Origin of the sequence: Levilactobacillus brevis (assembly GCA_021383565.1) — a bacterium.
GTDB lineage: Bacteria > Bacillota > Bacilli > Lactobacillales > Lactobacillaceae > Levilactobacillus > Levilactobacillus brevis_B.
In genome coordinates this window covers 368,101-381,869 of record CP079699.1, presented here as the reverse complement: position 1 = coordinate 381,869, position 13,769 = coordinate 368,101, and the positions used below count along the sequence as shown (strand labels likewise).

Annotated in this window: 14 protein-coding genes and 1 other RNA gene; 6 read left to right on the top strand and 9 right to left on the bottom strand. The window is 50.7% G+C overall.

Annotated features, from left to right (window positions below; all coding sequences use genetic code 11):
• Window positions 1-114 precede the first annotated feature (114 nt).
• The 3 genes from KB236_01795 to KB236_01785 form a co-directional block, all read right to left on the bottom strand.
• Window positions 115-1,263, bottom strand: a complete 1,149-nt coding sequence (locus KB236_01795) for a class I SAM-dependent methyltransferase (GenBank protein UIF29515.1) — start codon at window positions 1,261-1,263, stop codon at window positions 115-117.
• Between the two features lie 78 nt (window positions 1,264-1,341).
• Complete coding sequence (locus KB236_01790; protein ID UIF29514.1) at window positions 1,342-2,808, bottom strand: HAMP domain-containing histidine kinase; 1,467 nt, start codon at window positions 2,806-2,808, stop codon at window positions 1,342-1,344.
• Window positions 2,805-3,539 (bottom strand): response regulator transcription factor, encoded by a 735-nt coding sequence (locus KB236_01785; protein ID UIF29513.1) that lies wholly within the window; start codon window positions 3,537-3,539, stop codon window positions 2,805-2,807. Before KB236_01785 ends, KB236_01790 begins: the two co-directional genes overlap by 4 nt.
• Window positions 3,540-3,808: 269 nt before the next feature.
• Between KB236_01785 and ssrA the strand changes: the two genes are divergently transcribed.
• Together ssrA and KB236_01775 are read left to right on the top strand one after the other, a co-directional pair.
• Window positions 3,809-4,179, top strand: a transfer-messenger RNA (tmRNA) gene (ssrA, locus tag KB236_01780).
• 654 nt (window positions 4,180-4,833) lie between these two features.
• Entirely contained in the window at window positions 4,834-5,376 is a 543-nt protein-coding gene (locus KB236_01775) for a C40 family peptidase (protein ID UIF30263.1), read from the top strand.
• 82 nt (window positions 5,377-5,458) lie between these two features.
• On the opposite strand, the gene KB236_01770 is transcribed toward KB236_01775, so the two are convergent.
• The 3 genes from KB236_01770 to KB236_01760 all read right to left on the bottom strand — a co-directional run bounded on the left by KB236_01770 (window position 5,459) and on the right by KB236_01760 (window position 9,261).
• Window positions 5,459-6,826 carry a M20/M25/M40 family metallo-hydrolase gene (locus tag KB236_01770; GenBank protein ID UIF29512.1) on the bottom strand — a complete coding sequence of 456 codons (1,368 nt, stop codon included), beginning with the start codon at window positions 6,824-6,826 and terminating at the stop codon, window positions 5,459-5,461.
• Between the two features lie 405 nt (window positions 6,827-7,231).
• On the bottom strand, window positions 7,232-8,620 hold the full coding sequence (locus tag KB236_01765) for a class II fumarate hydratase (protein ID UIF29511.1): 1,389 nt from the start codon (window positions 8,618-8,620) through the stop codon (window positions 7,232-7,234).
• 146 nt (window positions 8,621-8,766) lie between these two features.
• Window positions 8,767-9,261 (bottom strand): alcohol dehydrogenase, encoded by a 495-nt coding sequence (locus KB236_01760; protein UIF29510.1) that lies wholly within the window; start codon window positions 9,259-9,261, stop codon window positions 8,767-8,769.
• Window positions 9,262-9,476: 215 nt separating this feature from the next.
• Here KB236_01760 and KB236_01755 point away from each other — a divergent pair, with 215 nt between their 5' ends.
• A complete protein-coding gene (locus tag KB236_01755; protein ID UIF29509.1) occupies window positions 9,477-9,848 on the top strand; it encodes a DUF1304 domain-containing protein in 372 nt (123 codons plus the stop codon).
• Window positions 9,849-10,330: 482 nt separating this feature from the next.
• On the opposite strand, the gene KB236_01750 is transcribed toward KB236_01755, so the two are convergent.
• Window positions 10,331-10,510: a hypothetical protein gene (locus KB236_01750; GenBank protein UIF29508.1), complete on the bottom strand. Its 180-nt coding sequence runs from the start codon at window positions 10,508-10,510 to the stop codon at window positions 10,331-10,333.
• A 396-nt stretch (window positions 10,511-10,906) separates the two neighbouring features.
• On the opposite strand from KB236_01750, the gene KB236_01745 reads away from it, so the two are divergent.
• Window positions 10,907-11,350 (top strand): OsmC family protein, encoded by a 444-nt coding sequence (locus tag KB236_01745; protein UIF30262.1) that lies wholly within the window; start codon window positions 10,907-10,909, stop codon window positions 11,348-11,350.
• 61 nt (window positions 11,351-11,411) lie between these two features.
• Here the strand turns inward: KB236_01745 and KB236_01740 are convergent, their stop codons facing one another.
• Both KB236_01740 and KB236_01735 read right to left on the bottom strand, forming a co-directional pair.
• Window positions 11,412-11,588, bottom strand: a complete 177-nt coding sequence (locus KB236_01740) for a hypothetical protein (protein UIF29507.1) — start codon at window positions 11,586-11,588, stop codon at window positions 11,412-11,414.
• Between the two features lie 60 nt (window positions 11,589-11,648).
• A complete protein-coding gene (locus KB236_01735) occupies window positions 11,649-12,092 on the bottom strand; it encodes a MarR family transcriptional regulator (GenBank protein UIF29506.1) in 444 nt (147 codons plus the stop codon).
• 141 nt (window positions 12,093-12,233) lie between these two features.
• Between KB236_01735 and KB236_01730 the strand changes: the two genes are divergently transcribed.
• A complete protein-coding gene (locus KB236_01730; GenBank protein ID UIF29505.1) occupies window positions 12,234-12,803 on the top strand; it encodes a DUF5067 domain-containing protein in 570 nt (189 codons plus the stop codon).
• 99 nt (window positions 12,804-12,902) lie between these two features.
• Complete coding sequence (locus tag KB236_01725) at window positions 12,903-13,724, top strand: LicD family protein (protein UIF29504.1); 822 nt, start codon at window positions 12,903-12,905, stop codon at window positions 13,722-13,724.
• Window positions 13,725-13,769: the final 45 nt, after the last annotated feature.

The following is a 13,769-nucleotide window of genomic DNA, read 5'->3' as shown; positions in this document are numbered from 1 at the left end:
TCTACTGTTTTCGATTCTAAATGTAAACTATAAATGCTTAACAAAAACCCCAATCGGTAAGTGGTCTATCTTACCGGTTGGGATTGTTTGCAATTCTTTTCAAGATGTTTTCAATTAATCGACAGTCAGCTGAACGCCCTTTAACGCCTCGCTATGACGGTCGGCCCGATTCGTCAAGAAGTCGTTCGGTGAAAGGTACGTGTTGGAAACAGTTACATGACCGGTATAATTTTGCGCCGCGTCACTAATTGTCTCCCGCAGACGCTTCATACTGTAGGTCGGCGTTGTGGTCGTCACAACCACCTGCGTGCCCGCCTTGGCCAGCTTCAGCGCTTGTTCAATCAGGTCCTGTAAGTCTTGTTCCAGGGTGAACGCCCGCTTCTTGCCGCGGATAAAGGCCGGTGGATTGATGAAGATCGTATCAAAGGTGAGGTCATGCTTGACCGCATAATCCAGATAGTTGGCCACGTCCATCGTCCGCATTTCCACGGCCGCTTGGTCAAAGTTGTTCGCTGCCAACTGCGCCTGAACAGCCGTCGTGGCCCGATTAGTCGGGTCAACGGTGACCGCTTCAATCGCCCCACCGAGCATTGCGGCCGTTACCAGACCCGTTTCGGCGCTGAACAAGTTCAGAATCCGCCGCTGCTGGCTGGTTGCCTTGGCCCACGCCCGAATGTCACGGAATTCCAAGGCCAATAGTTGTCGGCTGACCGTTAAGTCCACGGGATACGTGACCCCATTTTCCAATACGGCTGACGGCTGATCTTCTAATTGCCCGCTGACCAGTTGTAAGTGCTCTTGACCCGGCACTTCGGCCAGAATCGTCTGGCCCTTGCCCACGATCCGTTCAAAACCAGCGTAAATCAACTTAGCTTGTTGCTTGATGGCGCTGTTCTGCCAACGGAAAACGTATTGTCCGTTGAAGACGTCAACGACCAAGCCGCCCAGGCCATCGCCGGTTCCGTTAAATAACCGGTAGGCTGGACTGTCAGCAAAAGCTGCCCGCTTAGCCACCGCCGCACGGAACTTACTGGTAAAGAAGCGTTCGTCAATGCTTTCGTTTTCCCGCAGACTCATGACGAAGCCCACACCCCGGTGCTGCTTGGCAAAGTAAGCTGTGGCCACAAAATGGCCATGATTTTCGAGTTGCACCCAAGCGCCATTGTCGAAGTCTTGGGCATTTTCTAAGTCAGTTAAAGATACGATGGGATAGCCGTCCTCAAATTTACGAACGGACTTCCCGGTAATTTGTACACGTTTCAATAGTTTCCTCCTTAATGGTTCCCCTCATTGTATCACGGTAGCGCGATAAACACAGCAATCGGTTTGCTTTGTTCAGCATTAATCCATCTTCGCGCGTTCCGAATTGGTCTGATGCTGATCGGGGAAAATAACGGTGAAGGTCGTGCCGACGTTTTCCTTGCTGGTCACACTAATTTTACCATGATGGAGCTGAACCAGCTGGTGAACGATCGACAAGCCCAGTCCAGACTCTCCGTACTTGGTGTTCTTACGGGACGGATCGGCCTTGTAGTAGCGTTCCCAGATATTCTGAAGCTGTTCCTCCGTCATCCCCATCCCGGTATCAGCCACCTTGACGATAGTTTCCTCGTAGCCGCGTTGGGCGGACAGCGTAATGGTTCCATGCTGGGTAAACTGAATGGCATTTTGTGCAATGTTAAACATAATCTGAACAAACCGGTCGTAATCGGCGTATACCGGAATTTCTTTCGGCGCCTGTAACTCGAGAGTATCCCCGCTATCATCGGCCTTTTGTTTTAATTGTTCTACTATATTATGGAGTGCATCCACGGCATTGAATTCGTGAAGGTTGAGCGAAATCTGGTTTGAACGGATCTTTTCGTAGTCTAAGTTCTCGTTGACCAAGCGAATTAGCCGACTGGTTTCACTACGCATCAGGTCGATACTCTCCTCCTTACTTTCTTCAGGAATGGCGTCGTAAGCCAGTCCCTCCAGCAATCCATTGATGGTGGTCAGTGGCGTACGCATCTCGTGGGACGCATTCGCCATGAATTCGCGCCGGCGCTGTTCCTGTCGCTGAATCTCTTCTTGTGAGTCCTTTAACGAATGGGCCATCCCGTTGAAATCATTGATCAGATCATCAATTTCATCGCGATTCTTACTGGTCATCTCAACATCGTAATTCCCTTTAGCCACTTGATTTGTTGCCTTTCGCAGCCGGTTAATTCGCGACGTGTAATATCGGGCCAAAATATAGCTGGCGACGATCGCCACCACGATGGAAACCAGCAACGCCCGAATCAAATTACGATTAATCTGGTTCACACTGGTATTGATATCGGAGACAAACGCCCCCATCACAACCACGGCGACCAAGCGGTTATTGTAAAAGTACGGCTTCATCACTTCTGTCATGGCTGGACTGACCCGGCCGTTCTTGTTCCGTACCCGCCGATCGACCACTTTGTGAATAATTTGATTATTCTTGAGTTTCTTCCAGTCAGACGCCTTAATCGACTGCTGATACACACTGGCCGGAAAGACGACCTTGTTGCTGGCACTGTAGATCGTGGTACTAATCGCCTGGTTTTGCAGCAACTGTTCGCTACTCTCCAGCGAGGTTGTATCAAAATTAACCGTGTGCGCGTCTTGTGAACTGATACGTAAAGACTGTTCAATTAAACTGTTGGAATACTTTTCAAGCGAATTCCAGGTATTGCTGTAGACCATGTGCCGGGTCATCTGGGAGTAGGAAACGCCCATGATAATCAGGATAATCATAATCGCCGCAAAGAACCCCAACATCTGTTGGTACATTAGCTTCATTGCTGATCTGCTCCACTATCGTCGAATTTATAACCCACGCCCCAGACCGTTTGAATAATCTGCGGGCCAACCTTTTCAATTTTTTGTCGGAGTTTTTTGATGTGGGCATCCACGGTCCGTTCATCCCCGTAGTATTCGTAGTCCCAGACCAGCTGCAGGAGCTGTTCTCGGGAGAAGACCTGCCGGGGCTTCTGCGCCAACGTCTTCAGTAGATCGAATTCCTTCGGTGTCAGGTCGTGAATCTGCTGGCCGTTCAAGTACGCCTCGCGCGTCTTGGTATTCAGCTTAAAGTTCTCCGTCACCACGTCGAATGACTCGGTATCGTCTAGCGGTACCGTCTCGGAACCCTTTGAAATCGGCCCGAGCTCGGCCCGCCGATGCAACGCCTTAATCCGGGCAATCAACGTAATTGGACTGAAGGGCTTGGTAACGTAATCATCCGCGCCCATTTCCAGTCCCAAAACCTGATCGCTCTCGGAATCTCTGGCTGTTAACATGATAATCGGCACGGTTGGCGACAGCTTACGAATCTCGGCGCTCACCTGCATCCCGTCCATACCGGGCAGGTTGAGGTCGAGCGTCACCATGTCCCAATCATTGGGTGCGGCCTTAAACATTTCAACGGCTTCATTACCGTCGTACGCAAATTCTGCGTCCCACTGTTCCTTCTTAAAAAACATCGACATCATTTGTGAAACTGAATGGTTATCTTCAATCATTAATAACTTCATTGCTACCTCCCAAGGTTAGGCTTAACGGATGCGGAGCCGGCAAAAAGTTTGTGAGTCATAGTGTCCTAAAACTACTCGGTCAATCAGAAATCCCCATGATGGAACCATGAAGTTTCTGTAACTTTTCCCGGCGAGCCTGTGCCATCTGGTTACTTACCTCCCCATTATACTATACTGACTTGGCGATTTTTTCCTTAAATTAGCCGCGATTAGGCAAAATCGTTTGCACTCCCCCACTGGTATGTTAAACTAGATGAGTATCAATTTATGGGGGCGTTCTGGATTCGACTGGTATAGGTTGAAGCTTGACTGCGCGCCGTAGCGGCATCTACGTTAAAAGGTCCAGTTTATTATAACTGCAAAAAATAATAACAATTCTTACGCTTTAGCTGCTTAATAGGCGCTTAACGTAGATCCTCCTAGGCTTGTCCGTGGTCTAGATCTGGGTCCTAAATTTAACGGACTTACGCTAACGACTCCCACCTGAAGTACGGTAGAAGAGAAAAATCAGGTTAGCTGAGCATGTGGGCCCTGACAGGCGGCAAGTTGTTCAGTGAAACTTTAAGTAGTCTGCCTATGCGTGTAGACGTTAAGTTGGCAATATGCTAGGACGCGGGTTCGATCCCCGCCGCCTCCATCGATGAACCCGTTAGTTGCGCGACTAACGGGTTTTTATTTTGGCTAAAATCACCAGTGGAACCTGGCCGCCTTGCCGTTCGTCCAAAATGTCGCCTGCGGCTTAGAGTAGTGGGATAATTGGTGCGACCGACAGTCCCGTTGCGTGGTTGGACCAAAATCGATGGTCGCTAACTGTGGCACCGTAAGTGAGTTAAATCCGGACTCAGCCGGGGCATTTTGAACTGATGATCTATCAGTTCGGAATGGGCGACTTGGAAAAGTCGATCCTCGGCGGTTTCAAGCACGTTCCGAGACCACATTTTTGCTTGAAACGTCCTTCCCAGCGTTCCAGCCCAGACTTGACGAACGGTCAGGCGGCCAGTTACCACAGTTGTATTTCACCTGCCGAGCAACTAAACCTATCAGCTAGTTATCCGCCCAATCGTTTGTCTTAGCTGACATATCCTGTCATCTAACCGGCATTCGTTTGTCACTTGACTGATACGCCCCCGCAATTTTTCTTCGTTATACTTAATTTTGTAGTCAGCTAATTGGCTACCAAATACTTAGAAGATTGCGAGTGACATTTATCAATACCACAACAACTAAAGTTTTATTGACGACTCTGGGTGCCGCTGCACTACTCTTTACCGTCACCACGACGGCTTCGGCTCACATGACCACGACTAGCGGCGCCAACACCGCTCAAACCACGCAGGTCAGCCAAGCACCAGCAACCACGACAACGACCAACACCAGCTCGACTGGTTCGGCTGCTGCGCAAAACACCAGTTACCAACACACCAACACGACTGGCCAAACAACCGCCACCAATACGGCTACTTCAACGACGACCAACACAACGGCCGCGAGTTCCAACAGCGCCGTCGCTAAGGCCCTTGCGGTTGCGAACAGTGGCGTTCCTTACGTTTACGGTGGCAGTTCTCTCAGTGGCTTTGACTGCTCCGGCTTGGTTCAATACGCCTTTGGCCTGAGCGCCCGGACGACTTACCAACAAACCAATCTGGGCACCCACCACTATGACGTGGTCAACGCCCCCGCTGGCGCTATCCTCTTCTGGGGTTCCGACAGCGCGCCTTACCATGACGGGATTTCCCTGGGGAATGGCAAGTACGTTGCCGCCCAAAACGAATCCGATGGGATTGGCGTCTTCAGCCAAACTTACTGGCCAGCTAGCTACTACATCGTGGTTAACTAAATCCAACTTATAGCAAACTCGCGTTATCCGTTTCGACCGTCTCCGGCAAACTGATAACGCGAGTTTTTTTAGTGATTAATTGTTAGTTTTGGCCAAAGTTCTGTAAAACCCGCGCCGTGTACCGCGTGGCCTGCGCATAATCCTTGACCCGGACGTTTTCATTCGGCGCATGGGCCCCGGAACCGGCCCACGTCGAGCCAACCGACACGATGGGGGCACCCACCGCCTGAGCAAATGGGGCTTGGGGCCCACTGCCACCGGCGTTCGGCACCAATTTCACTGCGTCGCCATAGACCTCATGGGCCGTAGCCACCGCCGTTCGAACGAAGTCATCCGTCAGATCGGAACGAAAGGCCGGCTCCCCCTGATTGTAGCTCACGTGCAGATCGGCAAAGCCATTGCGGTCCAACTGTTGCTGAACCAGTTCGGCCACGTGACGCGGATCCTGACCGGGAACCAGTCGGCAATCTAGCTGGGCGCGGGCTTCCTTTGGTAAGACGGTCTTCAGGCCATCCCCCTCATAGCCCCCGGAGATGCCGTTAATCGTAATGGATGGCCGGTTCACGAGCGCTTCGGCGGGCTTATCCGAAAGCAACGGTAATTTCAAACCAAAGTTTTGCCGCGTCGCCGCTTCGTTAAAGGGCAGCGCATCGATCGCCGCCTGCTCCGTCGGTGTCAAGGGTTTTACGCCATCATTTAGACCGTCCACCAGCACTTCGCCTTTCGGTCCTCGCAGTGTCGCGAGACCCTGGACCAGCCGCCATACAGCATTGTCCACGAAGGTTGCCAGTGAGGAGTGCAGGTCACTCTCGGCCGATTTCGTCGTCACATTGAAGCTGACGATCCCCTTGACCCCACAGGTCACCTGAAAATTCTCATCGGCATCCTTGCCGCCCGTTTCCCAAATAATGGCATCGGCCGCTAGATCCGCGGCATGCTTCTCGGTCATCGGCTGGATGTGGGGACTCCCAATCTCCTCCTCGCCTTCCACAACGAACTTCAGATTACATGGCAAGCCGCCAGTCTGCTGCAACGCCTTGACCGCAGACAACCGAACCATCAGCTCACCCTTATCGTCCGACACTCCCCGGGCCACGTACCGACCGTCCTTTTCCGTGAGCTGGAAGGGTTCACTGTCCCACTCTTCCAGAGGTTCTGCCGGCTGGACGTCGTAATGGTTGTAGAACAACAAGGTTTTATCCGCATTTCCGTTGGGACCCGCGGGTAACGTCGCAAAGACAAAGGGATTGCTTCCTGGAATGTCCCGCCAGACCGTCACCACCGCACCCAAATCTTGAAAGGCTTGTTCAATCACACTGACCGTTTCGGCAATCCCGAGGTGTTTGGCCGCAACCGTTTCAATACTTAAATACTTCGCTAATCGGGGCCGATCGGCTTGTAAGGCCTGATCGATCGCGGTTTGTAGCGTATCGGTAGTTTCTTCTGGCATAGACATTCGCTCCTTAAATTTACGCATCACCCACTAAAAAGCTTGTCGCTCTAGTATTTGGGTTATACGATTGTGGTTAACATTAATATTTAATTAGAGAAAAGTCAAGCTAATTTAATCATTTTGCCATCTAATTCCTGTTCGCAGCTCAGTGCACGCAAAAACCGCAGTCATCATGTATTTTTTGATGACTATGGCTATTGAGCTATTGCTTAACAGTTATAAACTGTTCGCTTTCACTATCACCGCAGCTGGCCACCTTGACGTTCGCCAGATTTGGTCGTTGACCGAAAACGTGGCTGGAAAATAGTGATTCCCAGCAAAACGATAACCACCAGCGAAACGACGGTTTGAACGAGTCGTGATGAACAACAGATTTCGCGAACGACAAGGCGACCAGACCCGCTAATTCCGCGGTTGTTTAACCCCGGTCATCGCCAAGGGGTCCACCCACTGGTCAAACTGATCGGCCGTAACCTTACCGGACTTGACGGCCGCTGCACGTAAGGTTAACCCCTCACGCTCCGCCAACTGGGCAATCTCGGCACTCGCGTGGTAGCCAATATACGGCGACAACGCGGTAACGGTCATGAGCGATTGGTCGACCAAGTCCGCCATCCGTTGCGTGTTGACCGTCAAACCATGCACGAGCTTGTCCGCAAATCCAGTTACTGTCCCCGTCAACAACGTCGCCGATTCCAGAAAAGTTTCAATAATCACCGGCTTATAGACGTTCATTTCAAAATTCCCCTGCGAGGCCGCCACTGTAATCGTCACATCATTGCCCATCACCCGGGTAGCAGCCATCGTTAGTGCCTCCGCCTGGGTCGGGTTGACCTTGCCGGGCATGATCGACGACCCCGGTTCGTTGGCCGGAATGTTCAGTTCGTGATAACCAGCCCGGGGACCACTGGCTAGGAACCGTACGTCATTGGCAATCTTCAACAGATCGCTGGCCAGTGTCTTCAGACCACCGTGCACCACGTTGAGTCCGGAATGCGCCGCCAATCCGAAGAACTTATTGGTCTTGGCCGTAAACGGTTGGTTGTAGGCCTGACTGAGCTGCTCAGCCACCAACGAGGCGAAGCCCGGGGCGGCGTTAAGCCCCGTGCCCACGGCCGTCCCGCCGATCGGTAGCTCTAACAGCGAATCGTCCAGGGACTTTAAGTAATCCCAATCATGGTCCAGCATGCTAACCCAACCACTGACCTCCTGGCCAAACGTCAAGGGCGTCGCATCCTGTAAATGGGTCCGACCAATCTTGACCACATCCTGATAGGCCGCCTGCTTGACTGCCAGTTCGTCCATCAGATGTTGCACGGCATCCTCCAGTTGGCGCACCGCCACCCGCGCCGTAATGGCCATGGCCGTGGGAAAGACATCGTTAGAGCTCTGACCATGATTGACATCATCGTTGGGCAGCACGCCATTGGTTGGGTCGTACTTGGCCGTCTGGTGGGCGATAACCTCATTAACATTCATATTGGTCTGCGTCCCCGATCCCGTCTGGTAAACGTGCAACGGGAAATCCGGACGCAACTGATCATCCGGCAAGGCCAACAGGTCTGTAGCCGCACGGCTAATCAACTCGGCCTTCTCCTCACGCAATTCTCCCAGATCCCGATTGGCGGTTGCGGCGGCCCGCTTAATTTGTAATAGTGCCCGAATCAGCGGCAGTGGCATGAGCGGCCCCGTCGTAAAATTATGCCGACTCCGTTCCGTTTGCGCACCCCACAGAGCCGTCGCCGGTACCCGCACTGTCCCCAAGGTATCCGCTTCTTCACGATATTCCATGTTAATCTTCCTCTCGTCTTCTCAACTAGCACCAGCATACCCAATTTAGCCGTACGCCGTCAATCATTCTCACCCCGAAGGCCAAAAAAGCCGGCCCCTAGTTGGACCGGCTGCTTGGCTTCTATGCTTACTGGTAAATTCGCTGATTAGCCTTCAGCGGATTCTTCAACTTTAAAATTCTCTCGTTGGTTTAACTGTTGCTCCGCTTGACGCCGAGCCGCGACCGCATCGTTAAAGTCGCTAAAATTTTGATTCAAAACGTAACGACCATGGTAGAATAGACGTGCCGCCCACTTGCCCGAGCGCTTATCGAAGCTAACACCGATAACCCCGGAAATATTGCGGGAGCTAATCTTGGTCAGGGCTGCAACGTTAGAACCATTGACTAACGGTAAATTCGTGGCGTTCCCAATTTGTTTACGCGTCCGGGGATCCTTCGTCAGCCGGGCCTTACTGATGTCGCGGCGGTAGCACCCACAGCTGACCGTAATGCCGTGACGGAGCCGATAACTATCGACCGTCACTAAATTACCACAACTGCATTTACACAACCAAGTCGCGTTACCGTTCTTGGCCGTGCCGTCTCGCCGAATAACCGTCAGTCTGCCGAATTGTTGGCCGCTTAAGTCTAGGAGTCTCATAAATAATTCCTCCATTCAAATTTGCCATAAAGGTTGATACATCACGATTCATGCCACTCCAAAACAGATGAGCTCCCCTGGCACATATTGCTTAATTATTATTCTACACGCCAAACTAAAAATTAGCTTAAAGTCTCAACAAATTTATGTTTAACCGATGACCCCTGGACACTATTAGTTTACCACCTTGTCCGCTTAGAAAGAAGGAATTACTAATGCAAATCATTCTAAATATACTTATCTATCTGGTCGCCCTCGAACATCTGGCCATTATGGGCCTCGAAATCTGGGGCAGTGACGCAACTCAGGCCAAGGCCTTTGGGATGTCACTGCGCTTCGTTCAACAGCCGGAAGCCAAGACGGCACTGGCCAATCAAGGCATCTACAACGGAATGTTGGGTGTTAGCCTGATTGCCCTGCAATGGGTGTTGACCGGTCGCGCCAGTCTGATTGCCACCGCCATTCTATTGATTTTCATCGTCATCGTGGCCATTTTTGGCAGTCTCACCGCGAAAAAGGAAATTTTTTGGCTGCAAGGAATGCCGTCACTCGTGACGTTACTCGTTTTACTAGTTTTATTAGTTTAACCGAATCTTTAAAAATATGGTTTACAGAAGTTAGTTGGCAGGTTATAATGAATTTACATATTCAGGTGAGAGCCTGCCGCGGGTCTTCAATCGTTGGAGGAGTTAATTAGACATTTAGCCATTATTAACACCGTTGAAGCCGTACACATACTTCTATTCTGCTGGTTGCGTCCATTCGTAACTAGCTTTTTTTATGGCCAGTCACCCCCAAGCCCCATAATTTAGTGAAAGAAAAAGCGGTCGCCCCCATGGCAGATCGCTTTTTAGCTTATTCAGAAATGACTGGTGATTAACCACAACCGAATCAGATGAAAGATAACGTCCGCCATTACGCCAACAAATAACCATCCTAACGTATAGTAGACATAATACATTGCTGGATGCTTCATTATGTTGCCCCCAATCTATTGCGCATAGCGTAGCATAGGCCCACGCCTAAACCGTTATTTTTGCCTCAATTTAGCCACGATATCCCCGGTGTACTAACTAACTGGCACCGTCTCTCGCCGATTAGCCGCTGCCACAATTGCCTCTTGTTGTGCGATTGTCGCCGTGAATTGTTGCATCACATCCTGCTCGATCACTTGCGCGCCGTGTTTCTGTGCCCGCCACGTCATCATCTGAAACTTCCTACGTTCATCCAACAGTTCTTCTGTTAACATATGGCATCCCCCAAATCTTGTGCCAGTGTTCTACTACCTGTTGTTCCCATTATAGCATTTCTGTGCAATCGGTCTACCCCTAATTCCAATTTATTACAAAACTTTTACATAACATCGCCCCTTTAACAGTCCCCGTTAATTAGGGGTTTCACCAAACTAACCGGGGGTTAACGGTCAATCCCTATGCGCCATTTTCTAAAATTGGTATAGTTTTCTTGTGCAACCGGTTGTCGCCCCGTCAGTTCTTATCTTTGTGGAACATTTTAATATATTAACGGTCAGTGGTTTACCTCTTTAGAAAGCCCTTCCAAACCACTGCATTTCAATTGTCTTTTCCCTAAAAACGGCGTAATCTTAAGTTAGTCAATCTCATGAAAGAAGGTGCTACTCGTGGCGATTAACCGCGAAAAATTTCCACCACTCTACCGAACCGTTGCCGCCAACGATGGCGGTCTGGAAAGTCACTCGTACGTATCCGGTGGCTTAGATGTTTTAACCAGTCATCCGCTCAATGACCAGCCCGGCGCTAATCCGGAACAGTTCATTGGCCTGGCGTTGAGCACTTGTCTCAATGCCACGCTGGAAGCCATCGAGGAACGCCGGGGCCTTCCCCACACCTCGCAAGTCCACACGATTGTTGAAATGGCACGGGACACCCATGGCTTTCAATTTTATTTGACCGCCGAAGTGAAGGTCCCTGGCGTCGATCACGACACAGCAGCTGCCATGATTGATTTGGCTGAACGGCGTTGCCCCGTCGCGAAACTTCTCGGCGGTAGCGCCAACGTTACTGTCCAACAAGTGACGGACTTTTCGCCTGCGCCAGCAATCACACGTTAAACTCAAAAGGACCACACTCCCCGACGTGACGTGCGGTAGTGTGGTCCTTCCTTTAATTCAATTAGCGCCGGTTCAACCGTCCCTTTAGTCGATGCCACCAGGTCTTGTGTTCGGTACCTTCACCATAAACGTAAGATCGCGTGGATCGCGGCGACCGCTTGTCAGTGTGGTCATCATCCATGAAGACAATCTTGCGCCAGCGCTTGGCCTCTTCGTCACTCATGCGCTTTTTGCTCATTGACTTCAATCTCCTTTTATCCCCCACAACGAAAGGCAGGGGCTCTCAGTAGCCATTGCACTACTTCTTCATGCGGGTAACCTGACTAAAGTCTTGAATGAATTTCAAAATTTCGTGGGCCCGGTCATTGCCATAGACATCAACCCACCCTTGAAAGCGTTGGTTGATGCGTTGGCGAATCACCCGTTCCGCGTGAGTCCCCGCATCGGTTGCGATTAAGTACAACCGCCGCCGGTCATTTTCATCCGGTTGTTGCCGCAAGTAGCCTTGCTTCAATAACACCTTAATCTGCCGCGAAATCGCACTGCGCGTGACCTGCCGTTTACTGGCAATATCCATCAACGTCACGTTCTGATTGCGCGTAATCTCTCTTAAGATCAGATATTGTTCGAACGACAGATGAAACGCTCTTGCTGGTTCCGAAACAAATTCATCCAAATACTTGAGTGAACTCATGTAGACGTCAATAAAAGCGTCCAATAAAGACTGCTCCTGTTCAGCCATAATTACCCACCTACATTTCTCAAAATACGATTTTTATATTAGCATTTAAGCCCAGCAAATACCAGTTTTTTTCATTCAAATTAGCAGGTGGTCTGGACCAACCTATGCTAAAATAAAAGGGTAGCATTTGGAGGGGAAACTATGCATCAATCACTAAAAATTGGAACCGTTTTAGGCCTGCTGTTGTTGCTAACCGGCTGTGGTGCTTCGAACCAGAAGGCCCAACCGGCTAGCAGTAGCCATCATGCGTCGCAGGCCACCAAAAAGGTTAGCCGTTCGAGCCAGTCGAGTAGCAGCTTGTCTCAAGCTAAGACGGCCACGTTTGCCAATCAGCAGTTCACGATTGACCACGTGACTTACAAACTCACTGGCACCGAGGTCACGGGGAGTGCGACCGCGAACCGCAATTTATTCGTTATCTATTATACCGTAACTAACCAGCAAAGTAAGTCCATTGTACCAAGCGACCTGTGGGAAAGTGCCGTCAGCGCCACGCAAAATGGCAAGTCGCTGACTACGGGTAACCTGGCCTTCACCACTAGTCAGACCAAGGACAACAACCTGTTAAACCACACCGTCATGCCCGTGAAGGCTGGGAAGTCGGTAAATGGTCTGGCCACCTTTGAACCCAAGAATACCGATCCGGTGACGGTCACGTTCAAGGATACACACGGACAGGTCGTCCACACCAGTCACTATGACTTAACCTAATCGTCGGTCCCGTGACGACACAAGCAGCCGACACCGGTACCGATTGGCGTGATTGTGTCACCCTTTAGCTCAAAATTTATGATTGGAAAGGAACCTTCTATGACGCGTTTAATCGACCGTATTCACCAGGTGGAACTGGGCAATCTTGAACAGTTCATCACCCTATGTACCGATCTTCATCTGCCCTACTTGATGATGGGGGGCTCCCTTCTAGGTACGATTCGTCATCAAGGATTTATTCCCTGGGATGACGACGTGGACGTTGGCCTGTTGCGTGCGGACTATGATCGCTTATTAGCGGCAGCCCCCGCCTACCTGGCCAACACCCACTACTTCCTGCAGACACCGGCTAGCGATGAAAATTATGGTCTGAGCTACGCCAAGCTACTCGACCGGAATACTTACATTGAAGAGAAAAACAACGTGAATGCCGCACGGAAGGGTATCTTCATTGATATCTTTCCCCTCGACCGCATTCCGTTGGATACCAGTCTCCAGCGTGAACAGATGACTAAGTTTCAATTGCTCAACACGCGGATTCTCTTCCAACTCCGCTATCACTTGGTCGACAATCCACTGCGGAAATTACAGAGTCCCTTGTCCGCCGAACAACTAGGCGATGTCAAGGCATTAAAGGCCGAGCGACAAGCGTTGATGACTACCTATCAGGCGGATACCAGCTTGCTGCAGGTCAAGAATCTCGCGTCGCAATACGCCTATAACAAAGAAGTTTTTACCGTTGCGGAGGTTTCCGACTTAACGCCGATGCCGTTCGAGCATCTGACGGTTCAGGTGCCTAGAATGTATGCTAGCATTCTGACGGGGATGTACGGGGACTACATGACCCTGCCCCCGAAGAATCAACGTACCGAAAAGCATTTGGACAAAGTCATCATGGACAACCAGGTCTTTACGGAATGACGTGGATTTTAACCAGTAATTGGTTGATTATCAGCCACTAGTCCC

Excerpts from the sequence above, each read along its gene's own strand:
- KB236_01750 (UIF29508.1), bottom strand. The coding sequence starts at position 10,510 with ATGTTAACAGAAGAACTGTTGGATGAACGTAGGAAGTTTCAGATGATG.
- KB236_01770 (UIF29512.1), bottom strand. The coding sequence starts at position 6,826 with ATGCCAGAAGAAACTACCGATACGCTACAAACCGCGATCGATCAGGCC.
- KB236_01760 (UIF29510.1), bottom strand. The coding sequence starts at position 9,261 with ATGAGACTCCTAGACTTAAGCGGCCAACAATTCGGCAGACTGACGGTT.
- KB236_01790 (UIF29514.1), bottom strand. The coding sequence starts at position 2,808 with ATGAAGCTAATGTACCAACAGATGTTGGGGTTCTTTGCGGCGATTATG.
- KB236_01755 (UIF29509.1), top strand. The coding sequence starts at position 9,477 with ATGCAAATCATTCTAAATATACTTATCTATCTGGTCGCCCTCGAACAT.
- KB236_01730 (UIF29505.1), top strand. The coding sequence starts at position 12,234 with ATGCATCAATCACTAAAAATTGGAACCGTTTTAGGCCTGCTGTTGTTG.
- KB236_01785 (UIF29513.1), bottom strand. The coding sequence starts at position 3,539 with ATGAAGTTATTAATGATTGAAGATAACCATTCAGTTTCACAAATGATG.
- KB236_01775 (UIF30263.1), top strand. The coding sequence starts at position 4,834 with ATGACCACGACTAGCGGCGCCAACACCGCTCAAACCACGCAGGTCAGC.
- KB236_01765 (UIF29511.1), bottom strand. The coding sequence starts at position 8,620 with ATGGAATATCGTGAAGAAGCGGATACCTTGGGGACAGTGCGGGTACCG.
- KB236_01740 (UIF29507.1), bottom strand. The coding sequence starts at position 11,588 with ATGAGCAAAAAGCGCATGAGTGACGAAGAGGCCAAGCGCTGGCGCAAG.
- KB236_01725 (UIF29504.1), top strand. The coding sequence starts at position 12,903 with ATGACGCGTTTAATCGACCGTATTCACCAGGTGGAACTGGGCAATCTT.
- KB236_01735 (UIF29506.1), bottom strand. The coding sequence starts at position 12,092 with ATGGCTGAACAGGAGCAGTCTTTATTGGACGCTTTTATTGACGTCTAC.